General features: G+C 59.6%; 22 protein-coding genes. 13 read left to right on the top strand and 9 right to left on the bottom strand.

Going from position 1 to position 25,539, the window contains the following annotated elements:
* Positions 1-909 carry a LysR substrate-binding domain-containing protein gene (locus tag AACX78_RS04605; protein WP_159165513.1) on the top strand — a complete coding sequence of 303 codons (909 nt, stop codon included), beginning with the start codon at positions 1-3 and terminating at the stop codon, positions 907-909.
* A gap of 108 nt (positions 910-1,017) precedes the next feature.
* Here the strand turns inward: AACX78_RS04605 and znuB are convergent, their stop codons facing one another.
* Both znuB and znuC read right to left on the bottom strand, forming a co-directional pair.
* Entirely contained in the window at positions 1,018-1,797 is a 780-nt protein-coding gene (gene znuB / locus AACX78_RS04600) for a zinc ABC transporter permease subunit ZnuB (protein WP_005313824.1), read from the bottom strand.
* Between the two features lie 20 nt (positions 1,798-1,817).
* Positions 1,818-2,582 (bottom strand): zinc ABC transporter ATP-binding protein ZnuC, encoded by a 765-nt coding sequence (gene znuC, locus AACX78_RS04595; protein ID WP_159165512.1) that lies wholly within the window; start codon positions 2,580-2,582, stop codon positions 1,818-1,820.
* 94 nt (positions 2,583-2,676) lie between these two features.
* On the opposite strand from znuC, the gene znuA reads away from it, so the two are divergent.
* Complete coding sequence (gene znuA, locus AACX78_RS04590) at positions 2,677-3,612, top strand: zinc ABC transporter substrate-binding protein ZnuA (protein WP_159165511.1); 936 nt, start codon at positions 2,677-2,679, stop codon at positions 3,610-3,612.
* 75 nt (positions 3,613-3,687) lie between these two features.
* Positions 3,688-4,362 carry a transglutaminase-like cysteine peptidase gene (locus AACX78_RS04585; protein WP_017411535.1) on the top strand — a complete coding sequence of 225 codons (675 nt, stop codon included), beginning with the start codon at positions 3,688-3,690 and terminating at the stop codon, positions 4,360-4,362.
* On the opposite strand, the gene AACX78_RS04580 is transcribed toward AACX78_RS04585, so the two are convergent.
* On the bottom strand, positions 4,357-5,298 hold the full coding sequence (locus AACX78_RS04580) for a TAXI family TRAP transporter solute-binding subunit (RefSeq protein ID WP_159165510.1): 942 nt from the start codon (positions 5,296-5,298) through the stop codon (positions 4,357-4,359). The genes AACX78_RS04585 and AACX78_RS04580 overlap by 6 nt on opposite strands.
* On the bottom strand, positions 5,295-6,593 hold the full coding sequence (locus AACX78_RS04575) for a LapD/MoxY N-terminal periplasmic domain-containing protein (RefSeq protein WP_159165509.1): 1,299 nt from the start codon (positions 6,591-6,593) through the stop codon (positions 5,295-5,297). Before AACX78_RS04575 ends, AACX78_RS04580 begins: the two co-directional genes overlap by 4 nt.
* 260 nt (positions 6,594-6,853) lie before the next feature.
* Between AACX78_RS04575 and mepM the strand changes: the two genes are divergently transcribed.
* Positions 6,854-8,191 (top strand): murein DD-endopeptidase MepM, encoded by a 1,338-nt coding sequence (mepM, locus tag AACX78_RS04570; RefSeq protein WP_159165508.1) that lies wholly within the window; start codon positions 6,854-6,856, stop codon positions 8,189-8,191.
* 71 nt (positions 8,192-8,262) lie between these two features.
* Here the strand turns inward: mepM and AACX78_RS04565 are convergent, their stop codons facing one another.
* Positions 8,263-9,207 carry a D-2-hydroxyacid dehydrogenase gene (locus AACX78_RS04565; RefSeq protein ID WP_159165507.1) on the bottom strand — a complete coding sequence of 315 codons (945 nt, stop codon included), beginning with the start codon at positions 9,205-9,207 and terminating at the stop codon, positions 8,263-8,265.
* A 162-nt stretch (positions 9,208-9,369) separates the two neighbouring features.
* Here AACX78_RS04565 and AACX78_RS04560 point away from each other — a divergent pair, with 162 nt between their 5' ends.
* A complete protein-coding gene (locus AACX78_RS04560) occupies positions 9,370-9,951 on the top strand; it encodes a YjaG family protein (RefSeq protein WP_005313805.1) in 582 nt (193 codons plus the stop codon).
* A 78-nt stretch (positions 9,952-10,029) separates the two neighbouring features.
* On the opposite strand, the gene AACX78_RS04555 is transcribed toward AACX78_RS04560, so the two are convergent.
* Positions 10,030-10,509: a MarR family winged helix-turn-helix transcriptional regulator gene (locus tag AACX78_RS04555; protein ID WP_005313803.1), complete on the bottom strand. Its 480-nt coding sequence runs from the start codon at positions 10,507-10,509 to the stop codon at positions 10,030-10,032.
* Positions 10,510-10,670: 161 nt separating this feature from the next.
* Between AACX78_RS04555 and AACX78_RS04550 the strand changes: the two genes are divergently transcribed.
* The gene (locus tag AACX78_RS04550; protein WP_159165506.1) at positions 10,671-11,198 is read left to right on the top strand and encodes a hypothetical protein; all 528 of its coding nucleotides are present in this window, start codon (positions 10,671-10,673) and stop codon (positions 11,196-11,198) included.
* 9 nt (positions 11,199-11,207) lie between these two features.
* Entirely contained in the window at positions 11,208-12,806 is a 1,599-nt protein-coding gene (locus AACX78_RS04545) for a BCCT family transporter (protein WP_159165505.1), read from the top strand.
* An 80-nt stretch (positions 12,807-12,886) separates the two neighbouring features.
* Here the strand turns inward: AACX78_RS04545 and mutS are convergent, their stop codons facing one another.
* Complete coding sequence (gene mutS, locus AACX78_RS04540; protein ID WP_159165504.1) at positions 12,887-15,442, bottom strand: DNA mismatch repair protein MutS; 2,556 nt, start codon at positions 15,440-15,442, stop codon at positions 12,887-12,889.
* Between the two features lie 370 nt (positions 15,443-15,812).
* Here mutS and AACX78_RS04535 point away from each other — a divergent pair, with 370 nt between their 5' ends.
* From AACX78_RS04535 to arsC, 5 genes are all read left to right on the top strand, one after another.
* Positions 15,813-16,181 (top strand): ArsR/SmtB family transcription factor, encoded by a 369-nt coding sequence (locus AACX78_RS04535; RefSeq protein ID WP_021139691.1) that lies wholly within the window; start codon positions 15,813-15,815, stop codon positions 16,179-16,181.
* A 4-nt stretch (positions 16,182-16,185) separates the two neighbouring features.
* A complete protein-coding gene (gene arsD / locus AACX78_RS04530; protein WP_099991548.1) occupies positions 16,186-16,629 on the top strand; it encodes an arsenite efflux transporter metallochaperone ArsD in 444 nt (147 codons plus the stop codon).
* Positions 16,630-16,704: 75 nt separating this feature from the next.
* Positions 16,705-18,492 (top strand): arsenical pump-driving ATPase, encoded by a 1,788-nt coding sequence (arsA, locus tag AACX78_RS04525; protein ID WP_159165503.1) that lies wholly within the window; start codon positions 16,705-16,707, stop codon positions 18,490-18,492.
* Between the two features lie 96 nt (positions 18,493-18,588).
* Positions 18,589-19,659, top strand: a complete 1,071-nt coding sequence (gene arsB, locus AACX78_RS04520) for an ACR3 family arsenite efflux transporter (RefSeq protein WP_201302780.1) — start codon at positions 18,589-18,591, stop codon at positions 19,657-19,659.
* 2 nt (positions 19,660-19,661) lie between these two features.
* Entirely contained in the window at positions 19,662-20,093 is a 432-nt protein-coding gene (gene arsC, locus AACX78_RS04515) for a glutaredoxin-dependent arsenate reductase (RefSeq protein ID WP_159165502.1), read from the top strand.
* Between the two features lie 161 nt (positions 20,094-20,254).
* Here arsC and ppc read toward each other — a convergent pair whose 3' ends face one another.
* Both ppc and argE read right to left on the bottom strand, forming a co-directional pair.
* The gene (gene ppc, locus AACX78_RS04510) at positions 20,255-22,888 is read right to left on the bottom strand and encodes a phosphoenolpyruvate carboxylase (protein ID WP_021139685.1); all 2,634 of its coding nucleotides are present in this window, start codon (positions 22,886-22,888) and stop codon (positions 20,255-20,257) included.
* A gap of 212 nt (positions 22,889-23,100) precedes the next feature.
* Positions 23,101-24,246: an acetylornithine deacetylase gene (gene argE / locus AACX78_RS04505; RefSeq protein WP_021139684.1), complete on the bottom strand. Its 1,146-nt coding sequence runs from the start codon at positions 24,244-24,246 to the stop codon at positions 23,101-23,103.
* Between the two features lie 278 nt (positions 24,247-24,524).
* Between argE and argC the strand changes: the two genes are divergently transcribed.
* A complete protein-coding gene (argC, locus tag AACX78_RS04500; protein WP_021139683.1) occupies positions 24,525-25,532 on the top strand; it encodes an N-acetyl-gamma-glutamyl-phosphate reductase in 1,008 nt (335 codons plus the stop codon).
* Positions 25,533-25,539 lie beyond the last annotated feature (7 nt).

The following is a 25,539-nucleotide window of genomic DNA, read 5'->3' as shown; positions in this document are numbered from 1 at the left end:
ATGAAACTGCCTCCCCTGCGTGCCGTTCAATATTTCGAGGCGGTCGCCCGCCTGCTCAGTTTTTCTCGCGCGGCCCTTGAGCTGAACGTCAGCCAGAGTGCGGTCAGCCATCAGATCCGGTTGCTTGAGGATTTTCTGGGGGAGCGGCTGCTGCTGCGCCAGGGGCGGCTGTTGTCATTGACCGCCCAGGGGGAGGTGTATTTTGAGGGCATAGCGGCCGGGCTCGGCCAGATCGCCCAGAGCAGCGAACAACTGCGCGGCGGTGGCGAGATGCGAGTCCGGCTTGCCGTCTACAGTTCGTTCGCGGTGAAGTGGTTGATCCCGCGCCTGGCGGGCTTGCGTCAGCTCTATCCCGAGCTGGATCTGAGCCTGGAGATGGTGGCGGAAGACCCCGAACTTTCCGATCGGGTGGCGGACTGCTTTATCACTGTCTCGCCCCATGGCCGTGGCTATTGCCACGATCTCATCTATCGGGAGCGGCTCTTTCCGGTTTGCAGCCGGCGGTTGTTGCAGCAAGTTGAAGGGGAATGGCCGCAGGCCATCTGGCAACTGCCGCTCCTGTCGGTACAGTCCATCTACAAGGCGCGGGGAGAGGATTGGCAGCGCTGGGCCAAGGCGGGTGAGCTGGTCATTCCCGGTGAGGCGCGCATGCACCACTTCAGTCATGTGTTGCTGGCGATGGAGGCGGCGGCCTGGGATCAGGGGGTTGCCTTTGTTAACGACTACATGTTGCGGCCGGATGATCCCCAGCTGGTGGCCTTGCCGGTACACCAGCTGGAGACGGGGGATGCCTTCTATTTCACCTGCAAACGATCCCGGGCCCATGAGCCCGCCATCAGCCGGTTGCGCCAATGGCTGATGATGGAGACGCGCCAGAGCATGGCCTTGCAAACAAAAGCCCAGCCCTGATGCTCAGGTTGGGCTTGTTTGAACTGGCTCAGAATAAACAGGCTGGCGGCACAGACGCCCCCGAGGGATTTGCAGTGGCCTGATGGCAAGCATCAGGCCATACGATACTCAGGCTTTCTTGAACTGGCTCAGAATAAACATGCTGGTGGCACAGACCACGACGGAAGGGCCCGCAGGCGTGTCCTGATACCAGGAGAGGCTGAGCCCGCCCAGCACAGCCAGACAGCCGATCAACGCCGCAAAACCGGCCATCTGCTCCGGCGTCTGGCTGAAACGGCGAGCGGTGGCGGCGGGAATGATCAGCAAGGAGGTGATGATCAACGCCCCGACAAACTTCATCGCCACGGCGATCACCAGCCCAATCAGCAGCATCAGCACACAGCGCAGCACATCGACCCTGACCCCTTCCACTCGCGCCAGCTCTTCCGAGATGGTCATGGAGAGCAGGGGATCCCACAGTCGCCACAGGGTCAGCAGCACCAGGGCGCCACCGCCGTAGATCCAGAGCAGATCCACCGGCTGTACCGAGAGCAGGTCGCCGAACAGGTAGGCCATCAGATCCACTCGCACGTTATCCATAAAACTCAAGGTGACCAGGCCCAGCGACAGGGCACTGTGGGCCAGGATGCCGAGCAGGGTATCGGTTGCTACCTGCTGGTTGCGGCTCATGATCACCAGCAGCATGGCCATGGCGAGGCAGCAGACCACCACGGCCAGGGTGAGATCCACCTGCAGCAGTATCCCCAGCGCTATGCCAAACAGGCAGGCGTGGGAGAGGGTGTCGCCGAAATAGGCCATCTTGCGCCACACCACAAAGCTGCCCAGAGGCCCAGCCAGCAGGGCGATGCCGAGACCTGCCGCGAGGGCATATAACAGAAAGCTGTCCACTTGAATGTCCTTAGCTGCGCTTATTGATTGCGAGACGGCAGGCGGATGACGGGCGCCTGCGGTTCGTGATGATGATGTTCGCCGTCGCAGTGATGATGGTGGGTGTAGACCGCCAGCACCTCCTGTTCAGGGCGTCCGAACAGGCGGGCAAATTCGGGATGGCGGGCCACGCTTTCCGGTTCACCGTGACAGCAGACGTGGCGATTGAGACAGATCACCTCATGGGTGCTGGCCATCACCAGATGCAGGTCGTGGGAGACCATCAGTACGGCGCAGTTGAGCTCGGCCGCCAGCTGGCTGATGAGGGCGTAGAGCTCGATCTGGCCCGTGATATCCACGCCCTGAACCGGCTCATCCAGCACCAGCAGCTCGGGTTTGACCAGCAGGGCGCGGGCTAGCAGCACCCGCTGCATTTCGCCGCCGGAGAGTTTCTGCATCCGGTTGTCCAGCAGGTCCCCCGCGCCGACCCGATCCAGCGCCTCATTGATGGAGAGGCGGCCATTCTTGCCGAGCTGCAGAAAGCGACGCACCGTCAGCGGCAGGGTAGGGTCCAGATAGAGGCGCTGGGGGACATAGCCGACCCTCAGGTCCCGACTGCGATGGATCTCGCCGGAATCCGGTGTGAGCAGGCCCAGCACCAGCTTGCTCAATGTGCTCTTGCCCGCCCCGTTGGGGCCGACCAGGGTAGTGATTTTGCCTTTATTCAGGGTAAAGGAGACCTTGTCGAGCACGGATCGTCCGTCGAACGAAAGACAGACCTCTTTCAGCTCCACCAGTTGGGTCATGACAGCTCCGGGGTTTACAGCCTGTGAGAGTTATAATATAACAGCAGTATTGGTTTGTTATATTATCACACACTCACTTCCTGACGAGATCTCTATGCGAATTCTTACACTGATCACTGCCCTGCTGGCGGTGAGTCTGCCTGTCCGTGCCCTCGAGGTGCTGACTACCATCAAGCCGCTCGGCTTTATCGCGGCCGCGATCACCGATGGCGTGAGCGAGCCCAAGGTACTGTTGCCGACTGGTGCCTCTCCCCACGATTTTGCCCTGCGCCCCTCCGATATTCGCAGCATCAACGGCGCCGATCTGGTGGTGTGGGTGGGTCCCGAGCTGGAAGGTTTCATGGCCAAGCCGCTGGCCAAGCATCCTCACGTGCTGACCCTTACCCAGGTTGAAGGGATGCCGCTGTTCAATTACGCAACTCAGGAGAGCCATGACAGCCATCATCATGATGCCGATGAGCACGACCATGCTGCCCATGATCACGCAGACCATGACGGACACGAAGGGCATCATCATGAAGGGGTCGACCCGCATATCTGGCTGGGGCCGACCCAGGCGCTGGTCATCGCCAGCGCATTGAGCGAAACCTTGAGCGCCCAGGATCCGGCCAATGCCGAGCGCTATCGTGCCAACCTGCTGACCTTCAAGGGCAAGGTGGATGCCAAGGACAAGCTGATTGCCGGGCAGATGAAGGCGGTGAGCCAGAAGGGCTATTTCGTGTTTCACGAGGCCTATGGTTACTGGGAACGTCACTACGGCATGAGCTCCAAGGGGCACTTTACCGTGAGCCCGGAGCGTCGCCCTGGCGCCAAGACGCTGGTCGATATCCGCAAGGCGCTGCAGGAGAAACAGGCGAGTTGCATCTATGCCGAGCCGCAGTTCTCGCCGGCAGTGATCGAGTCGGTCGCCCGCAATACCGGTGCCAAGGTGCTGCTGTTGGACGAAGTGGGTGAGCAGGTGCCGCTCGGGCCGGATGGCTATCCGCAGTTCATGCAGCAACTGGCCGATGCCTTCGCCCAGTGCCGCTGAGCCAGGGCGGGTTGATCGATAGGGCAACCGTGGCCAACTATACTGACCTTCATCATCTGACATGGAGTGTCTCGTATGAAATGGCTGCTCATTCCCACCTGCACGCTGGCGCTGCTCTGCGCCAGCGTGCAGGCCTCTCGCCTCTCCGAATATATCGCCAGCCCTGAACTGCGGGCAAAATTGCAGGAGGTCTATGGTGGCAGGGCGATCCAGCGGGCCGAGGCGTTCTCCCGTTTGCTGTCACCGAGGGCTGGCACCACGGATCAGCAGAAAATAGAGCTGGTGAACAACTACTTCAACAACCTGACCTACAGCGAGGATCCCAGACTGTGGGGAGATGAGGATTATTGGGCCAATCCGCTGGAGTTCATCGGTGCCCGGGGTGGGGATTGCGAGGATTACAGCATCTCCAAGTACTACACCCTGATGGAGCTGGGGGTGGATGAGAAAAAGCTGCGGCTGGCTTATGTCAAGGCGGTGAAATACAACCAGTTTCACATGGTGACGCTTTATTTCCCGACTCCCAAGTCTGACCCTATGGTGCTCGACAACATCAACAGCCGGATCCTGCCCGGTAGCCAGCGGACCGATCTCATCCCTGTTTACAGCTTCGATGCCAAGAGCATCTGGATCATGAAATCCCGCCGTGAGGGAACTCTGGCGGGCAGTGCTGACCGGTTGGCGCAGTGGACATCGATGAAGACCCGTTTTTCCAGCGAGCAACTGCGCTCTCCCCGTCGTCAGTTATAGTTTTCCCGCTGTTTTCAGCTCCTCGAAATATTTGGCTGCGCCCGGGTGCTGTTCGATGCTCAGCACCGGGCCTGTCTTGTTGCGCGCCTTGTGAAACAGGTTGGCATAGCCATAGGTTTGTTCGTTGAAGTTGGTCTGCTGGGTCAGCATGGCCCTGGTCAGGTGATAGACATCGGCCTCTGGCGTAGCGGCATTGGTCACCAGGGTCGCCGCGATGGCAAAGGTGGGGGTCGCTTTCAGGTTGCCGGGATAGATGCGAGCCGGCACCTGACTGCGCTGGTAGTACTTGACCCCCTTGATCAGTTGCTCCCGTAGCGTTCCCTCAATCGGCAGAAAGCGGATGGAGCAGCGCTTGGCGGTATCGAGCACGATCCGGTTCGGGTGGCCCATCACCAGGCCATAGGCATCTATCTGTTTGCTGCAGAGTGCATCGACCAGATTGCCTGAACTCTTCAGATCGAGATCCTGCTCCTTTGCACCCAGCAGGTCGAACAGCGCCAGCGCCGTCTGGCGGGTACCCGAGCTCTTCAGCCCCATGTCGATGGGAGCCAGCTTGAGTTGCTCCAGGCTGGTGATATCGCTATCGGCCCGCACCACTATGGTGAAGGGTTCTGCATGAGTGGCAAACAAGGCTCTCAGCTCGGGTTGCGGCTGGCTGACATAGGGACCCAGCCCCTTGCTGGCCTGATAGAGCCAGTCCGATTGCACCAGAGCGTAGCTTGTCTGGCCAGCCTGCAATTGGCGAAGATTCTCGATGGAACCTGATGTGGCCTGCGGCTTGCATTGCAGCTCGGGGTCACTCTTGTTGGCCAGTCGGCAGAACTCTCTGGCGACCTGATGATAGATCCCCTGCTCACCGCCGGTGGCGAGGGTAACGGGGTTGGCCAGCAGCGGCAGCGACCACAGCAGGGCGAGCAACGACCAGGTTCTGTTCATGATGCCTCCTTGCTGGCATAGCCATCGATACCCCAGGCGCGCAGGGTATTTATATCCTGGATCTCGCTGGCTTCAGCCAGCAGGGTGTAGCCCGAACTGTGCAGGCATTGAGCGACCAGATTCCAATAGAGGGGATCCTGTGACGGCTGGCAGCTGATGAAGACGGGATTGATGGGGTCGAGCTGGTTGAAGGTGTCGTTGGTCATGGGAATGGCGCTAAATGCCATCTCGACGCCCTGCTCCTGCAAGGTAGCGAGCCGTTCCTCCCCGAGAGGCGGGAAGCTTGCCAGATCCCAGCGCCAGTCGAGGGTCTTTCCCCTTGCTTTGGCCAGTAGCGGCGCAAATTGTGTCCAGTCGGCATGATTGAGCAGGCTGAGGGGCAGTTGCAGCCCTTCCGCCGGGTTGCGCAGCCAGAGTTCAAGCAGGTGCTGGATTTCGTCCGGCGAGCTGTCCAGAGAGGGGGAAATGGGTGGGACAAGGCGGCTGTAGAGGCGGATCTTGCCCTGGGTGGAGAAGAAATATTGTTGCTGCATGCCCTCTTCTTCGTCCATCAGCCCTTGCAGCGGAAGTTCAGCTGTCACTGCCTGTTGCTTGCCAAGCTGGGTGACCTTGAGCCTTTGTTGCAGCAGGTCACGCTTGCGCTCGGAGACCAGCTGATTGACCGAGATGACCAGCTCCTTGAGGTCCTGCAGCCAGGGGGATTCCAGACTGCCGCTGAACTGGCGTTTGCGGATCCTGACCAGTTGCTGGTTGATTTGCTCGAGGGGGCGAAGCAGGCGTCTGCATACCCAGGAGATCACCAGGGTGAATACCAGCAGGCCGGCGAGCAGGGCCAGTCCGGTACGGCTGATGGCATTCCACAGATGCTGGTAGGCGTAGCCGGTATGTCCCTCCAGGGTGAGGGTGCCCAGCATGCGCCAGCCATCGGTCAGTTCCTGCTCAATGTTGACTGGCGGCATGTCGATAACAGAAGGGAGCCAGCTTGGTACGTTCTGCTGCGCTGTGTGGAAGACCTTCTGAAACAGCGGCTGACCGTCAGGATCCAGCAGGGTGACCGAGCTGACGAAACCGCCGTCAAACATGGCATTAACGATGGTTTCTGCCAGCACCTTGTCATCGTTGAGCAGCGTACCTTGCAGTACCAGCCCGAGTGCCGTGATGGCCGTTTCAAGATTGGCGGACATCTGGTCGAGGATGGATTGACGTACCGTGGTGACTTCCAGCATGAACAGCAGGGCGGCACCGATAACGAACAGGATCAGGATGATTCGGTTTAACAGTTTTGCTAACGACATATCCACTCCATGGAAAAGTTATCGCAACATCATGAAACCTTGGGTCAAACACGATCGGACCCGGTTCTTAAAAATAGGAAAAAATAGTTAAAAAAGACGATCATTTCTGCCCATAAAGGAATGTTATGCATAAAATGTGAGGTTCATGCAGATTGGTATGAACTTATTGTGAGTATTTAGGTCAAACAATCAGTTTTATACGGTTTTATAACAATCAGACCGACCACTAACACCCATTGGATCTAATGACAGGATAGCGGATGAAACGTCTCCGTCCCTTGGTAGCACAGGCTGCCAATTGGGAACCCCCGGTTCCCCGCAAGCATTTTTATGCCATGTTACTGCTCACAGCCATGACGCTGTCAGCGGTAGCCATATTGCCGGCACCAGGTGACATCCTGGAGCGGCCATTGCGTCTTGAGTTGCCGATTGCGACCCATGGCACAGCAACCAACGAAGACAATACGGACTTTAACGACATCCCGGATCACGAGCTGGTGGAAGCCGCGACCCCGGAAGATGACATCCCGACCGATGCCACTCCCCAGTGGCAGGATTATCGGGTGCGCAGTGGCGAGAATCTGACCACCATCTTCAACAATCTGGGACTTTCTACCACCACCCTCTACAAGGTGCTGGATGCGGACAGCAAGAATAACCTTGCCCGCCTCAAGCCTGGCCAGACCATAGAGTTGCTGATCGATCAGGACAACATACTGCAACAGATGAAGATTCGTCTGAACATCAAGCAGACCCTGGTCCTGGAACGTACCGACGACACTTATAGCGCCAATATGCTCAATGAAGAGGTGGAGTGGCAGCAGAAGAGTTATGACGGCGTCATCAACGGCAGTTTCTATGTCAGTGCCCGCAATGCGGGTATCCCGGCCAGTCATATCCAGAAGATTGCCAACCTGTTCCAGTGGCGGCTGAATTTCGCCAAGGATTTGAAAAAAGGCGACAAGTTCAGGGTGCTGGTTCGTCAGGAGACGGTCGAGGGCAAGAGCACGGGCAACACCCAGCTGCTGGGCGTCGAAGTGTTCAATCAGGGCAAGGGCGTCTCGGCCTGGTTGTCCGAAGATGGCAACTACTATGACGGCCAAGGCAACAGCCTGGAGCGCGGCTTCCGCCGCTATCCGACCCACAGCCGCTATCGTGTGAGCTCCAGTTTCAACCCGAACCGCCGTCACCCCATCACTGGCCAGGTCCGACCCCACGAGGGCACCGATTTTGCCTTGCCGGTGGGCACGCCTGTACTGGCTACCGGTGACGGTGTCGTACTCAAGGCGACCAGCCACCCACTGGCCGGTACCTATGTGGTGATCAAGCACGGTCGTACCCTGATGACCCGTTATCTGCACCTGAGCAAGCTGCTGGTGAAAACCGGCCAGAAGGTGAAGATGGGTGACAAGATTGCGCTCTCCGGCAACACGGGCCGGTCCACCGGTGCTCACCTGCACTACGAGGTGCGGATCAACAACCGCCCGGTCGATGCCATGAAGGTCAAGTTGCCGATGGCGGAGCCGCTCTCCGGCAAGGCCAAGCGCCAGTTCCTCGCCAAGGTGAAGAGCTATCGCAAGGAGATGGAGGCAGGCTGAAGCCGGTTTCCAGCCAAATAGAAAAGGCCCCGCCACATTGGCGGGGCCTTTTCATTGGTGTCATGGGCGTATCAGTAACCCTTGTCGAAGTCTATCTTGCCATCCAACGGCTGGCCGTCGATGAAGCGGATGTAGTTGCGCACGAAGATCTGGGCCACATCATCGGGGAAGCTGTAGGCGCTGTTGTGCGGCGTGATGATGAGGTTGGGCTGGCCCCAGAGCGGACTGTCAGCGGGCAGGGGCTCCTGCTCGAACACATCCAGCACCGCCATGCCCAGCTTGCCGGTACGCAGGGCAGTGAGCAGATCGCCTTCGTTGATGGCATTGCCGCGACCGACGTTGAACAGGATGGCGCCCGGCTTGCAATGCTCGAAACGAGATGCGGTGAACAGATGATGGGTCTCGCGGGTGGCGGGCAGGACGCTGACGATGACGTCGGCCTGGGTCAGCATCTTGTTGAGTGCGGGTAGCTGATACACCTGATCGAAGCCGGCTCGCTCGCGGCCGCTGCGGCTGACGCCGAGCACCCTCATGCCAAAGTGCTTGCCGGTGTGGGCTATGTGTTGGCCTATGCTGCCTGTGCCCAGGATCAACAAGGTGCGCCCCTTGAGCCCCTGATAGGGATGGCTCTGCCACAGTCGCTGTTTTTGCTGTTCCCGATAGAGTGGCAACTGACGCATCAGGCCGAGCAGGTGGCCGAAGACATATTCGCTCATCAGCGGGCCGAAGATGCCGCGCACATTGGTGAGCTGGTAATCGCGGCGGCAGCGTGCATCCAGCAACACGTCGACCCCGGCATAGGTGGACTGAAACCAGCTCAACTTGTTGGCCTTGGCCAGCAGCGGCTTGGCACGTGCCGGCTCGGCCATCAGGATATGGGCATCCCCGATCAGTTTCTCGGCATCGCTCTGGTTGTCGGCTCTCAGAATGCGCAAATGGGGGAGGTGAGCCGCCTTGAGCAGACGCTCGTAGTGCGCGTTGTCCTGGCTGAGCAAAAGAAGGGTACGTTGACTCATACTTTTGTTCCTTATCAGATTTGCGGCGTGGGAGAGAGGCCGCTCTGTCTTCATCTTACCCGAGTTGATCGGGCAAGATAGTCGACCAGGCCGCTTTTTCGTTTTCGTGCGGCCCCTCGTGGGCTACAATCTGCCCCACATTTTGCAAAGGATCCGACCCCAGTGTTTGGTGACAAGTTTTATAAGCGACTGGCCGAGCTACAGCCTTGGCAACAGACCGTCTACACTCTGGCGCTGGCAGAGCGCATGTACCCCAACTATGCGTTGTTTGCCCAGGCGTCCGGCTTTGGTGATGCTAAGGCTTTTCGACACGCGCTGGATCAGATGTGGAACTACCTGACGGTGAAGGGATCCCGCGTCAATCTGGGGGCTATCCTGGAGGCGTTTGAAGTTTATATTCCGGAGCCCAGCAAGTTTGAATCCTACGGTGCCTATCCGGCGCTGGATGCCTGCGTGGCACTCGGCAGCGCCTACAACTCGGTGATCTGCCGGGTCGGTGAAGAGGCCGAAGATGCCAGCCATGCCTCAGTGGGAACCGTGGCCGGTTTCATCGAGATGCTGGAAGAGCGCGAGCTGACCGAAGAGGAACTCTACGAGCACGAGTACATCGAGGCCGAGCTGGAGTTTCAGGTTGAGCTGCTCAAGCGGGTGGCCCACGAGCGTGACAGTGACCGCATCCTGGCGATCAAGGTATTTGCAGCCCAGGACGGAGTGTCCAACATCGGCATCAGCCTGGACGACTGATATCGCCACTGGGTCTGTAGAAAACGCCTCCATAGAAAAAAAGCTCCCGTCGGGAGCTTTTTTATGCCCGTACCCTTTTCATGCCCGTTCTTCGGTGAGCGGCCGAACGCTCAGTACGGGAGCGGCATCTATCGCGTCGGCATTCATCATCGACGAGATGCGCTGCAGGGAGGAGAGCAACAGGGTCTGCTCCCAGGCTTCCAGTGCCTGAAAGCGCTGGATGAAACGCTCTTGCAGCGGGGTGGGCGCCTGGGCCAGCAGGGCACGGCCTGCGTCAGTCAGTGTCGCGTGAACCTTTCGCTTGTCGGTTTCACTGCGAATGCGCTGTACCAGCTGGCGGCTCTCGAGACGGTCCATGATGGTGGTCGCAGTAGCCTGACTCATGTTGGTGTGGTCGGCCAGCTGACGCATGGAAATCTGTCCCAGCTCGTTGATCCCCTTGAGCAGCAAGAGCTGCGGCGACGTCAGCCCGGCTTCCTTGATCAAGCGCTTGGAGTGCATATCGATGGCACGAATAATCTGGCGCAGTGCAACCAGCACTTCATCATGTTTTTCCATGGGTGTGAGTCATTGCAGGGCTGTTGAGAGGCGCAAAATTCTCCGCCTATTTCATCACAAGATCAATATGGTTTTGGTCTAATAATTTCTGCTCTAATGGTTTTTGTGTTAGATTATCGGCCGTTCACCGAATTTTAACCTGATATTTGAGGAGTAAAATGATGAATGACTATCTGGACATCAGGTCTCTGGTGGCTGATTTACGTGTGGTCAGAGTCCGTTACGAACTGCCTGACACCTCGGCGTTCGTACGTTATCAGCCTGCCTATGAAGAGGATCCCAATACCCTCAAGGTGCATCATTACGACGGTGAGCTGCCGCTCTCTTGTAGCGAGACTGGTGCTTTCAACCTAAAGGAATTGGTGAACGAGTTGCGCTATGCCTATGTGCTGGTCCACCTGTTCCCTGACGAGAGTGCCATGAATTTCTACCTGACCGGCCTCGATACCGGTCTGGCCCAACTGGAGTTTATCGGCGGATCCTACGACTTCAACCGGCTCTGGATCACCAGCGGCATCTCCAATCTGGGTGTGCCCATGGCCATCTTCCTGGGCAAGCGCCATGCCGTGAATGGTCAACCTTCCGTCACTCTGGTAGATCATCGCGAACTTGCTGCCGGCCAGATGGTCTATCGCGCCATCGGCGGTGCAGGCGAGCATGTGGGTGAAGACTTTTTCAACAACGACTAAGGAGGCCCGATGAGAGCAACCAAAGGGCTATTGAAAGGCCTGAACCCGACCATGGCCATGACGGCCCTCACCGTCATCACACTGTTCCTGCTGTTTGGCGTCTTTGTGCCCGAGACGGCCGCCGCCTGGTTTACCGGCGCCAAGGATCAGATCATTGCCGGGTTCAAGTGGTACTACATTCTGGTGGTCGCCCTGTTCCTGTTCTTCGCCGTCTATCTGATGTTCAGCCGCTTTGGCAGCATCCGTCTGGGTGACGACGATCAGGTACCGGAGTTCGGCTACTTTGCCTGGTTCTCCATGCTGTTCAGCGCCGGCATGGGCATAGGTCTGGTGTTCTGGAGCATTGCAGAACCCATGAATCACCTGCAGGGCAACCCCTTCATCACCGAAGGGATGACGCCGGAGGCGGCCCAGATCGCCATGCGGCTGACCTTCTTCCATTGGGGTCTGCACCCCTGGGCCATCTATGTGATCGTCGGCCTGTCGCTGGCCTTCTTCAGTTATCGCCGCAAGTTGCCCCTGGCCATTCGCTCCGTGCTTTACCCCATTCTCGGTGAGCGCATCTATGGCTTCTGGGGTCATGCCGCCGACGTGCTGGCGGTGTTCGGTACCGTGTTCGGGGTGGCGACCTCCCTCGGTCTCGGCGTCTCCCAGATGAATACCGGTCTGAACCAGATGTTCGGCATGGCAGTATCGCAGTCCAATCAGCTCTGGCTCATCGGCGGCATCAGCCTGATCGCGACCCTGTCTGCGGTCTCCGGTGTGGGGCGCGGGGTCAAGCTCCTCTCCGAGCTCAACATCTGGCTGAGCGTCTTCGTGCTTGGCCTCTTCCTGGTACTGGGACCGACCACCTATATCCTCAACGCCTATGTGCAGAACATCGGTGACTACCTGCAAAACATCGTCAAACTGAGCTTCTGGACCAACACCGAAGCCAACGGTACCTCGGCCTGGCAGTCGAGCTGGACCGCGTTTTACTGGGGTTGGTGGATCGCCTGGGCACCGTTTGTCGGCATGTTTATCGCCCGTATTTCCAAGGGCCGTACCATTCGCGAGTTCGTGCTCGGCGTGCTGCTGGTACCCTCCCTGCTCGGCATGCTCTGGCTGACAGTGTTTGGCGGTACTGCCATGAACCTGGAGCTGTTCGGCGCTGGTGGCGTGGTGGCGGCGGTCAATCAGGACGTGACCATGGCACTCTACAAGACGGTGGACCTGATGCAGTGGGAGACCTTCGGCTGGATAGCCAAGGCGGTACTGACCCTGCTGATCTGCACCTACTTCATTACCTCCAGCGATTCGGGCACCCTGGTCATCACCACGCTGCTCTCCATCGGCGATCAGGATCCTCCTGTGTTGCACCGCGCCATCTGGGGCCTGGGGCAGGGGCTGGTCGCCGCTATTTTGCTGGTGTCCGGTGGATTGGCAGCCTTGCAGGCGGCCAGCATCATAGCTGCACTGCCGTTCTCGGTGATCATGCTGGCCATGTGTTACTCCCTGGTGCTGGGGCTCAAGCAAGAGAGTCAGCATCAGTTCGAGTATCGACAGAAGCTCAAGCGTCACCCCGGCTCGGTCAACCTGAGCCTGATGGATCGGATAGGTCCGGGCTGATGGCCTGACAGTCAAACCGTGCAAAGTAAAAGGGGAACCGTGAGGTTCCCCTTTTGTATGCTGCTGTAGTCGGCTGGCGGTTACAGCATCTGCTTGAGGCGATAGACGAGATCCAGCGCCTGACGAGGGGTGAGCTCGTCCGGCCGTACCGCTTCCAGCTCATCCACCACAGGGTGGGATTGGGGCAGCAGCGGTCTGGGGGCAGGGCGAACTTCCCCTGTGGCCAGGGGCGTGGCGCTTTCGAGCTCCGCCAGCTTGTGGCGAGCCTGATTGATCACCGACTTCGGTACCCCCGCCAGCGCTGCCACTTGCAGGCCGTAAGAGCGGCTGGCCGCGCCTTCCTGCACCGCGTGCATAAAGGCGATGGTGTCGCCGTGCTCCACCGCATCCAGATGGACGTTGGCCAGCCCCTCCATCAGCTCCGGCAGCCGGGTCAGCTCGAAGTAGTGGGTGGCGAACAGCGTATAGGCGCCAATCTTGCTCGCCAGCTGCTCGGCGCAAGCCCACGCCAGGGAGAGCCCATCGTAGGTGCTGGTGCCGCGGCCAATTTCGTCCATCAGCACCAGACTGCGGGCGGTGGCGTTGTTGAGGATGTTGGCTGTTTCGGTCATCTCCACCATAAAGGTGGATCTGCCCGATGCCAGGTCATCCGACGCCCCGATCCGGGTGAAGATGCGGTCTATGGGGCCGATGCGGGCGCTGTCAGCGGGCACGAAGGCACCGATATGGGCCAGCAGCACGATAAGGGCCGTCTGGCGCATATAGGTGGATTTACCCCCCATGTTGGGGCCCGTGATGATCAGCATCCGCCGCTCCCGTTCAAGCCGGATCGGGTTGGCGATAAAGGGATCGCTCATCACCTGCTCCACCACCGGATGACGGCCCGCCTCGATCAGGATCTGATCCTCGTCAATCAGGGTCGGGCAGCGGTAGTCGAGGCTCTCGGCCCGCTCCGCCAGGTTGGCCAGCACGTCCAGCTCCGCCAGTGCAGCGGCGGACTCCTGCAGATCGCCGAGGTGGGGCAGCAGGGTGTCGAGCAGCTCTTCGTAGAGCCGTTTCTCCAGCGCCAGCGCCTGGGCCTGAGCGGTGAGCACCTTGTCCTCGTATTTTTTAAGCTCGTCTATGATGTAGCGTTCGTTGTTCTTGAGGGTCTGACGGCGGATGTAGTGGGCCGGCACCAGATGGCTGTTGGCGCGGCTCACCTCGATATAGAAGCCGTGCACCCTGTTGTAGCCCACCTTGAGGGTGTTGATGCCGGTCAGCGCCTTCTCGCGCTCCTCGATGCGGGCCAGACTGGCGGTAGCGCCGTTGGCCAGATCCCGCAGCTCGTCCAGCTCCTGATTGAAGCCGTCACGGATGACGCCCCCATCACGGATCAGCACGGGCGGCACCTCCATTACGGCGCGCTCCAGCAGGCTCAGCAATTCGGGGAAGGTGCTTGCCCGCTCGGCCAGTTGCTGTACCGCTTCGTGCCGGTTGTCCGCCAGCAGGCGCTGCAACTCTGGCAACTGGGCAAACGCCTGACGCAAGCGAGTGAGGTCGCGGGGGCGGGCAGAGCGCAAGGCGAGGCGAGCCAATACCCGCTCCACGTCGCCGACCTGGCGCAGCAGGCCGCCCAGCTCGTCATAAAGGTTCTGCTCGATCAGCTCCTTGATGGTGCTCTGGCGCCCTTTCAGGATCACCCGATCGCGGATCGGCTGGTGGATCCAGCGCTTGAGCAAACGGCTGCCCATGGGGGTGGCGGTGCGATCCAGCACTTCGGCCAGGGTATTTTCATAGCCACCCGCCAGATTCTGGGTCAGCTCCAGGTTGCGGCGGGTGGCGGCATCCATGATGACCGCATAGTCCGGCTGCTCGAGGCGCACGCTGCGGATGTGGGGCAGGGCGGTGCGCTGGGTGTCCTTGACGTACTGCATCAGGCAGCCGGCGGCGCACAGGGCAGTCTCGCTCTTGTCGACCCCAAAGCCTACCAGATCCTGAGTGCCGAACTGCTGGCACAGCAGCTTGCGGGCTGTGCCCAGTTCAAACTCCCACTCGGGACGGCGGCGCAGGCCACGGCGGCCCTCGACGTGCTGCAAAAACGCGAAGGATTCGGGATAGAGCAGCTCGGCCGGGTTGGTGCGTTGCAGCTCCGCCAGTAACGTCTCTTCCTTGTCGAACTGGTTGATGAAGAAGCGGCCCGAGCCTATGTCCATGGTGCCGTAGCCGAAGCGGCGGCCATCGTGATAGACGGCGGCGATCAGGTTGTCCTGTCGCTCCGAGAGCAGCGCCTCATCGGAGACGGTCCCCGGAGTGATGATGCGAATGACCTTGCGCTCCACCGGCCCCTTGCTGGTAGCGGGATCCCCCACCTGTTCGCAGATGGCGGCGGATTCACCGAGCTGTATCAGCTTGGCCAGGTAGCCTTCGATGGCGTGATAGGGCACCCCCGCCATCGGAATGGGGTTGCCTGCCGACTGGCCGCGCTTGGTCAGGGAGATATCGAGCAGCTGGGAGGCCTTGCGGGCATCGTCGTAGAAGAGTTCGTAGAAGTCACCCATCCGGTAGAACAGCAATATCTCGGGGTTCTCGGCCTTGAGGCCAAGGTACTGCTGCATCATGGGGGTGTGCTGCTGGATGTTTTCTATGTTAATCAATGTGCATCCACCATTAAGTCGTTGTTTTTGAGCTGTGTTGTCATCTGGCATCGGGTCTGTAATGTGCTGTTTTTCCACGGATGAGCGTCTGTCTGAATGAGAGGCTCGATGAGGCGATCATCCGGGGAGGACATTGAGTCCGGTGCGCGTCAGCCCGGGTGGCAAGGCGTCACACCACAACCAGGGCCACGAGTTGGTGCCAATCTTATCATCCCTGCCGCGCCAACAAAGGCCATGCATTCACAAAATCATCCGGACTACCCGCAACAGGGAAGATGCCAAAAACAGAGTGCAGAGATAGTGCAGGCATATTGATCATTTCAACTATTCTTGTATAGTTGAATCCATTCCGTGGGTTGAGGGGTTTCAAATGCACAAAGATGTGGCCACCAGGGTGTTCGAGTCTCTCGCATCCGGCATCCGTCTCGATGTATGGCGCTTGCTGGTCAAGGCCGGGTTGGAAGGGCGGGTGGCCGGTGAGCTCGCTGGCGAGCTCGACATTGCACCGAACAGCCTCTCGTTTCACTTGAAGGCTCTGCTTCACGCCGGACTGGTATCGGTGGAGCAGGAGGGGCGTTTTCTGCGCTATCGCGCCAATATCCCCCTGATGCTCGATTTGATCGGTTATCTCACCGAGGAGTGCTGTGCCGGTCACCCCGAAGCCTGTGGCGTAATGCGGGCCGAATCCGGCTGCTCGCCCCATGTATTGCCCGAGCAATCTTGCTGCAATAAGGAGTAATACCATGTCAGTTATCCAGATTTTCGATCCGGCACTGTGCTGTGCCAGCGGTGTGTGCGGAACCGAAGTTGAACAGCGCCTGGTGAGCTTCGCCGCCGACCTCGCCTGGGCCAAGGGGCAGGGGGTTGCCATAGAGCGATTCAATCTGGCCCAGCAACCCATGGTGTTTGCCGAGACTGCGGCGGTGAGTGCCTTTCTTGTCCACGCGGGGGAGGAAGGCTTGCCGCTGGTGCTGGTCGATGGTCAGGTGGTGCTGACAGGCCGTTACCCCAGCCGCGCAGAGTTGACCCGCTATGCCGGTCTTGCGTCACCGAAAGCGGCTGAAAGCGGTGGTACAGACATCCATGATGCTGAAGCCAATCCGCCAGCAGCCGGGTCGGGCAAAGCGGGCGCCATCAAAGGGATCGTCAAGGGTGGATGCTGCTCCGGCAGCAGCGGTTGCTGCTAAGCGTGATCCTTTAGTTGGCCGCATCCCTGCCGCCTGCGGGGTTGATTGCCTTGTTCTGCCTGATAGGAGTCTCTTATGTCCTCGTTTCTGAGCTATTCGTTTCTGACTGATGCACCGTCGTTTCTCTTTTTTACCGGCAAGGGCGGGGTGGGTAAAACCTCGCTGGCCTGTGCCAGTGCGGTTGCCTTGTGTGACAGTGGCAAACGGGTACTGCTGGTCAGCACGGATCCGGCATCAAACGTAGGCCAGGTGTTCGACACCCAGATAGGCAACAGCATTACCGCCATCGCGGCAGTCAGTGGGTTATCAGCACTGGAGATTGACCCGCAATCCGCCGCACAAGCCTATCGGGAAAGGATCGTCGGCCCGGTGCGTGGCAAATTGCCCGACAGCGTGGTGCGCAGCATTGAAGAGCAGCTCTCCGGTGCCTGCACCACAGAGATTGCCGCCTTTGACGAGTTCACTGCACTGCTGACCGACAGCAAGCTGGTTGGGGAATACGACCATATCGTTTTCGACACGGCGCCCACAGGTCACACCATACGTCTGTTGCAACTGCCGGGGGCATGGAGCGAGTTTCTGGAGCAGGGCAAGGGAGATGCTTCCTGTCTGGGGCCATTGGCCGGGCTGGAAAAACAGCGTAGCCAATATGCAGAGGCTGTTGCGGCCCTCTCAGATGCCGGGAAAACCAGGCTTGTTCTGGTGGCCCGGGCGCAAGCCTCAACCTTGCGGGAAGTGGCGCGTACCCATGACGAACTGGCGACCATAGGCCTTGCCAATCAGCAACTGGTCATCAATGGCATCTTCCCCCAAAGCGAGCTGGCGGATGACCCCCTGGCGACTGCCGTCTGGCAGCGAGAGCAGCAGGCGATGGCGCAGATGCCAGGATTGCTGGCCAGGTTGCCACAAGACAGAGTGCCGCTGTTGGCCACTAATCTGGTGGGGGTGGAGAGCCTGCGCCAGCTGCTCGGTGCAAGCCCCGTCAGTGGGGTTAATGAGATCGAATGCGCTGCTACTGAACAACACCCCGGATTGCAGCAGCTGGTCGATGAATTGGCCACAGATGGCCACGGGCTCATCATGCTGATGGGCAAGGGCGGTGTGGGTAAAACCACCCTGGCGGCAGCGGTGGCGGTGGAGCTTGCCAGTCGGGGCCTGCCGGTTCACCTGACCACCTCAGATCCCGCTGCCCATCTGGGAGAGACCCTGGTTGGAGCCTTGCCCAGCCTGGAGGTCAGTCGTATCGATCCCCACGCCGAGACCGAGCGTTACCGTGCCCAGGTACTGGCCACCAAGGGGGCGAGTCTGGATGCCCAGGGCCGGGCCCTGCTGGAAGAAGACTTGCGCTCCCCCTGTACCGAAGAGATAGCCGTGTTTCAGGCCTTCTCGCGGATCATTCGCGAAGCGGGCAAGCGCTTCGTGGTGATGGATACGGCGCCCACCGGCCACACTCTCTTGCTGCTCGATGCGACCGGTGCCTACCACAGGGAAATTGCCCGTCAGATGGGGGGCAAGGGGATGCACTTCACTACCCCCATGATGCAGTTGCAAGACCCGAAACAGACCAAGGTGATGATAGTCACCCTGCCCGAGCCCACCCCGGTACAGGAGGCGGCCAACCTGCAAGCCGACCTGCGCCGCGCCGGTATCGAGCCTTGGTCCTGGGTGGTCAATCACATGCTGGCCCCGGCCAGCGTCACCTCGCCTCTGCTGGTTCAGCGAGCGTATCGCCAGCAGCCCCATATCGAAGCGGTCAAAGGTGAGCATGCCCGGCGTTATGCCGTTGTACCCTTGCAAGCTGTCGAGCCGGTGGGTGTCACGGCGCTGCAAGCGCTGTGTCACCCTGTCCACAGGGCGGGGTGACATGCATCAGAGCGAGTTTACTGCCAAGGCTCAACCAACAGAGGCATTTGCCCGTGTTGAGTCCTTCGTTTCATCCAACCTCCATGGAGTCTCTTGATGAGTACCAATGCCTGCTGCGATCTGCCCGTCAGCAAAAAAATGAGCTTTCTCGACCGCAATCTCACCCTCTGGATCTTTGTCGCCATGGGCATGGGGGTGGGGATTGGCTATTTGTTCCCCCAGGTGGCTCAGTGGAACGAGGCCATGTCGATCGGCACCACCAATATCCCGCTGGCCATCGGCCTTATCCTGATGATGTATCCGCCGCTGGCCAAGGTGAATTACGGCACCATGGGCGCCATGACCCGCGACCGTCAGGCGATTACCCTCTCACTGGTGATGAACTGGCTGGTCGGCCCCATCCTGATGTTCGTGATAGCCCTGACATTCTTGCATGACTACCCGGACTACATGGTGGGCCTGATCCTGATCGGTCTGGCACGTTGCATCGCCATGGTGCTGGTGTGGAACGATCTGGGCGGCGGCAACAAGGAGTACGGTGCGGGTCTGGTGGCGCTCAACAGCGGTTTTCAGATCCTTACCTACAGCTTCATGGCCTGGTTGTTTATTACAGTGCTGCCACCCCTGTTTGGTTTGCAGGGTTTCGCGGTGGACATCACCATGCTGGATATCGCGCAAAGCGTGCTGATCTATCTGGGGATCCCCTTCCTGGCAGGCTTCCTGAGCCGGAAATACCTGGTCAAGGCCAAGGGTGAGCAGTGGTATAACGAGCGTTTTATCCCCGCCATTTCGCCCATCACACTGATCGCCTTGCTGGCCACCATAGTGCTGATGTTCAGCCTCAAGGGCGAGATGATCGTCGAGCTGCCGATGGATGTGGTCCGTGTTGCCATCCCGCTGGTTGTCTACTTTGTGCTGATGTTCTTCACCAGTTTCCTGGTCGGCAAGAAGCTGGGTATTCCCTATGACAAGAATGCTTCCATTGCCTTCACTGCCACCGGCAACAACTTCGAGCTGGCCATTGCGGTTTCCATCGCCGTGTTCGGCCTGAATTCGGATCAGGCGTTTGCCGGTGTGATAGGCCCTCTGGTGGAGGTGCCTGTCTTGATCGCCCTGGTCAATGTGGCTCTTAGAATGAAACGCAACTATCTCAACGCAGAGGCTTAATCATGCATGACACCCAGATCACCATTTACCACAACCCGGCTTGCGGCACCTCCCGCAATACGCTGGAACTTATCCGCAACTCAGGGGTTGAACCGACCGTCGTTCACTACCTGGAGACACCGCCGAGCCGCGAGACGCTGGTTGCGCTGATTGGGGCCATGGGGATGCCGGTGCGCGACTTGTTGCGCAAGAACGTGCCGCCTTTTGAAGCGTTAGGGCTGGCCGAGGATAGATTTAGTGATGACCAGCTAATCGACGCCATGCTGGCCCATCCCATCCTGATCAACCGCCCCATAGTGGTGACCCCGCTTGGCACTAAGCTGTGCCGCCCGTCAGAAGTGGTGCTGGATATTTTGCCGAACCCCCAGCAAGGCGCCTTTACCAAGGAAGATGGGGAGAGGGTGGTTGATGCAGAGGGGAAGCGCATCAAGTAAAGGTCGAGAGCAGGCCTTGGAGTTGATGACGTTTTGCGAATCGAACCTTGTCTCTTGTCGCTCTTATCATCAGGCCACCACCTGTGTCTAGCTGCAAGAAAACAACAAAGGGCGCTGAGGCGCCCTTTGGTTTGATCGAGATGGCTAAAGCCTGCTGTCAATCAACCCGTGTTGCGCATGCCTGCGGCAATACCGGCGATGGTGACCATCAGCGCCTGATCCAGCTCGGGATGCAGGGTTTCGGTATGGTTGCGCGAGCGTCCCAGCAGTTCGACCTGCAGCACGTTGAGGGGATCCGTGTAGGGGTTGCGCAGATTGATGGACTCCTTGATCCAGGGCTGGTCGTCCAGCAGGTCCCCTTGTGGGCGCAGCTGCAGCACGATCTGGATGGCGTCGGCAAGCTCCTGGCGCAACTGCTTGCCCAGATTCCACAGCTCTTGCGGTACCAGACGGGTGTCGTAGTACTCCGCCAGCCAGAGGTCGGCCTTGAGGAATACCATCTCCAGCATCTCGAGGCGGGTGCGGAAGAAGGGCCACTGGCGGCTCATCTCTTCCAGCACGCTCTTCTGACCGTCCGTGATGGCATGCTCCAGCCCCTTGTGGGCGCCAAGCCAGGCCGGCAACATCAGCCGGTTCTGGGTCCAGGCGAAGATCCAGGGGATGGCGCGCAGACTCTCGACGCCGCCGTTGGGCTTGCGCTTGGCCGGGCGTGAGCCGAGCGGCAGCTTGCCAAGTTCCATTTCAGGAGTGGCGGCGCGGAAGTAGGGCACGAAGTCCGGATGACCGCGCACTATGCTGCGGTAGTGATCGCAGGAGACGGTGGCAAGTTGCTCCATCACGGCGCGCCAGCTCTCTTTGGGCTTGGGCGGCGGCAGCAGGTTCCCTTCCAGCACGGCGCTGGTGTAGAGGTTCAGGCTGTGAATGGCGACTTTCGGCAGACCGAACTTGAAGCGGATCATCTCGCCCTGTTCGGTCACTCGCAGCCCACCGCGCAGGGATCCCGGCGGTTGGGAGAGGATCGCCTGATGGGCGGGGGCGCCGCCACGGCCGACGGTGCCGCCACGGCCATGGAACAGGGTCAGGCGCAGATTGCTGGCTTCGGCCAGTGCCACCAGAGATTCCATGGCAGCGTACTGGGCCCAGCCTGCGGCCATCATGCCTGCATCCTTGGCGGAATCCGAGTAGCCGATCATCACGTACTGGCGACCCTGGATATAACCGCGATACCAGTCCACCGACAACAGGCGCTCCATCACGGCGGTGCCCGCCATCAGGTCTTCCTGGGTTTCGAACAGGGGGGCGACCGGCATGCGGAACTTGCAACCGGCTTCTTTCAGCAGCAGCTGTACCGCCAGTACATCGGACGGGGCGCCCGCCATGGAGATGATGTAGATGCCGAACGCATCCGGGTCGTGTTGGGCGATCACCCGGCAGGTGTCTATGGTCTCGCGGGTCTCGTCGCTCGGCTCCCAGTCGGTCGGGATCAGGGGGCGGCGGGAGTTGAGCTCATTGAGCAGGAAGGCCTGCTTGTCGTCTTCGCTCCACTCTGCGTAGTCGCCCATGCCCAGATAACGGGTCAGCTCGGAGAAGACCTGACCGTGGCGCTCGCCATCCTGACGTATGTCCAGCTTGACCAGATGGATGCCGAAACAGGCCAGCTTGCGCAGCACGTCCAGCAGCATGCCGTCGGCGATGTTGCCCATGCCGCAGGCGTGCATTGAGTGGTAGCAGAGCTCCAGCGGCTCGCGCAGCTGGGCTGTGGTGGTGATCAGGTCGCGGCTCTCGCTCACCTGACCCTGCACCTTGGCGGTAAGGTATTCCTGGGTCTCGCGCAGCGCTTCACGCAGCTCGCGCACCAGAGCGCGATAGGGCTCGGGGTGATCGCCCACCCGCTCGCGTACGGCGTCGGTGCAGTCGGACATGGAGAGCTCGGAGGTGAGCTCCTTGATGTCCTTGTAGAAAAGGCTCACCGCCATCCAGCGGCCCAGTTCCAGTACCTCTGCGGTCACCTTGGCCGTGACGAAGGGGTTGCCGTCGCGGTCACCGCCCATCCAGGAGGTGAACTTGACCGGCGCGGCATCCAGCGGCAGCCGCACACCCAGGTGCTGTTGCAGACGTTCGTCCAGATTGCGCATGAATTCGGGAATGGCCGGCCAGAGGCTGTTTTCCACCACTGCGAAGCCCCACTTGGCTTCGTCTACCGGGGTCGGGCGCTGCTCGCGGATCTCGTTGGTGTGCCAGGCCTGATTGACCAGCTGTTCAATGCGATTGAGGATCTTGTCCCGCTCGCGGGGCAGCAGATCGGAGAGTTCCAGCGCTTCCAGGCAGTCGTTGAGCTGGACGTGTTTGTGGATCAGGGTTCGACGGGTCACCTCGGTCGGGTGAGCGGTCAGCACCAGATCGATATCCAGCTCGCGCACGGCCTGGATGATGGCCTCCTGCGACAGGTTGGATGCCTTGAGTTTGGCGAACATCTGCTCCAGCGGATCCGGCGTGCAGACCTGCTCTTCGCAGCGGCGGGAGATGGTGTGGAACTGTTCGGCCACGTTGGCCAGGTTGAGGAACTGGCTGAAGGCGCGGGCCACCGGCAACAGCTCGTCATCGCTCAGGGTGCGCAGGGTTTCGAGCAGACGTTCCCGGTCTGCCTCATTGCCTTTGCGGGAGGACTTGGCCAACTGGCGAATGGTTTCGATCTTGTCGAGGAAGGCTTGTCCCTGATGATCCTTGATGGACTTGCCCAGCAGTTGACCCAGCATGCCTACGTTGGCGCGTAGAGCGGCGTACTTTTCGTTCATTCCACATCCTTATCTGGTTGGTGTCTCTCTCCATCCGAGGTGAGAGACAGCCTCACTTATTGTTGTGTGATTACAACATATGCTCCGTCATCTTAGGGTGACAATCTACCCAGATTGTCTGCGCAAGGTCAAATAACAGGCCGATTCAGAACATGTATTTCCTTCACCTGTCCTGGGCAGACTGTCAGTAACTTACTTACATACCCTATGGCTTACAGGCAGAACCGGCGGATCAGGTGTTGGAGCACTGCCGTGGTGGGTTTGACGAACGACAGATCCAGGTATTCGTCCGGCTGGTGGGCCTGGGCTATGTGACCAGGGCCCATCACAATTGTCTGGCATCCCAACTGCTGGATAAAGGGCGCTTCGGTGCAGTAGTTCACCGATTCCGCCTTGTGTCCGCTTGCCTGCTCCGCCTCGCGCACCAGTACTGAGTCGTCCGCGCAGGCATAGGCGGGAATGGGCTCGTGCAGGTGTTGCAGGTGCAGGCAGCCTGGCTGGTGAACCTCTATGGGCGCGAGCGCCTCTTTGAGCATGCCCATCAGCTCGTCCGGCCCCACTTGCGGGGTGGGACGCATGTCGATGTGCAGCTCGCAGCAGCCGCAGATGCGGTTCGGGCTGTCTCCCCCATGTATGTATCCCAGATTCAGCGTGGGTTGCGGCACCGCGAACCGGTAGTCGGCATAGGTCTCTTCCAGACGCAGTTGCAGGCGCAGCACCCGCCCCATGGCCTGATGCATGATCTCCAGCGCATTGACGCCGTTGGCGGGATCCGAGCTGTGACCGCTCTTGCCGGTAATGCGGATCGCTTCCGACATGTGGCCCTTGTGGGCCACCACGGGCACCAGCCCGGTCGGTTCGCCGATCACCGCATAGTCGGGTTTGATCTCGGCCGCGGCGGCGATGGCGCGTGCCCCCGCCATTGTGGTCTCTTCATCAGCGGTGGCCAGAATGCGCAGCGGCTTGGTGAGTTTGGTGAGGTCGATCTCTTTGAGCGCTTCCACTATGAAGGCGAAGAAGCCCTTCATGTCGATGGTGCCGAGGCCGTACAGGCGGTTGCCCTCTTCGGTCACCTTGAAGGGATCCTTGCTCCAGCCCCCTTCATCGAACGGCACTGTGTCAGTGTGGCCCGCCAGCAGCAGGCCGCCTTCTCCCTGGCCTATGGTGGCCACCAGATTGAACTTGCCGGGCAGCTCCGGCAGCGCCGTCACTTCACACTGAAAGCCGAGTTGGCCGAACCAGTCGGCCAGCAGCCGGATCACCGCCTCGTTGCTCTGATCCCAGTGCGGATCTGTGCTGCTAATAGAGGGAATCGCAATAATGTTCTTATAAAGTGCAAAAAAATCCAGATTGGCCATCAGCTGCTCCTTGCGTCCCCGGAACGTTTCTGTTAGAAAATACAAATGCAAAGTGAGTGCATGAATATTCTGTTAGTTTGCCTGAATTCGTGGCTCATCAACAAGGCTTCTAGTTGTAAGGGAAAGTTAATGTTCTGTCACCTGATCTATAACCGACGACACAACCCCGCCTGAATTGCCCCTCCGCACTCGTTGCATTGAAGGGGCGGTTCCTCACCCCTTGCACTGTCTGCAGCGCCATGCTGTGAATTTCGAACTCTGACTTGGAATACTCAAAAATGCTTAACACCGTTATCGTCGGTGCCAGTGGCTACGCGGGAGCCGAACTGGCCGCACTGGTCCAGAACCATCCTCAACTCAAGCTGTTCGGTCTCTATGTTTCCGCCGGCAGCCAGGATGCCCACAAGCGCTTCTCTTCTCTGCATCCCCAGTGGGTCGGCGCGCTGGATCAGCCGCTGCTGCCGCTGGATGAAGATGGCATGACCCGGATCCTGACCCAGGCCGACCTGGTGTTGCTGGCGACCGCCCATGAGGTGAGTGCCGAGCTCGCACCCAAGTTCCTGGCCAAGGGGCTGCCGGTGTTCGATCTCTCCGGCGCCTTCCGGGTCAAGGACCAGCAATTCTACTCCTCCTTCTACGGCTTCACCCACGAGAACGAGCAGTTGCTGGAGCAGGCCGCCTACGGTCTGGCGGAATGGAACAGCGATGCCATTGCCGCCGCCCAGCTGATTGCTGTGCCAGGTTGCTACCCGACTGCTTCTCTGTGCGCCCTCAAACCGCTGCAACAGGCCGGTCTGATTGCCGAGGGGTGGCAGCCCATCATCAATGCGGTATCCGGCGTCTCCGGGGCCGGTCGCAAGGCCGCCATCAATACCAGTTTTTGCGAAGTGAGCCTGAGTCCCTACGGCACCTTCAACCACAGGCATCAGCCGGAGATCAGCCACCACCTGGGTAAGGAGGTGTTGTTCCAGCCCCACCTTGGCAACTATGTGCGCGGCATCCTGGCCACCATTTATGTGCAGCTGGCGGATGGCGTGACGCCGACCCAGGTGGATCAGGCATTCCTCAAGGCCTACGAAGGAAAACCCCTGGTGCGCCTCACTGGCCAGATGCCCTCCATCCGTGGCGTGGCAAGCACTCCCTACTGCGATATCGCCTGGCAGCAGCAGGGCAATATGCTGGTGGTGGTCTCTGCCATCGACAACTTGCTCAAGGGCGCTGCCTCCCAGGCAATGCAATGCATAAATATTAAATTCGGTTTTGACCCGGCCACCGGCCTGATTTAAGAAAGGA

The sequence above is a fragment of the Aeromonas sp. 9A genome (assembly GCF_963900955.1).
Lineage (GTDB): Bacteria > Pseudomonadota > Gammaproteobacteria > Enterobacterales > Aeromonadaceae > Aeromonas > Aeromonas salmonicida.
Note: the sequence above shows the minus strand (reverse complement) of the source record. Positions and strands in the feature narration are given on the sequence as shown.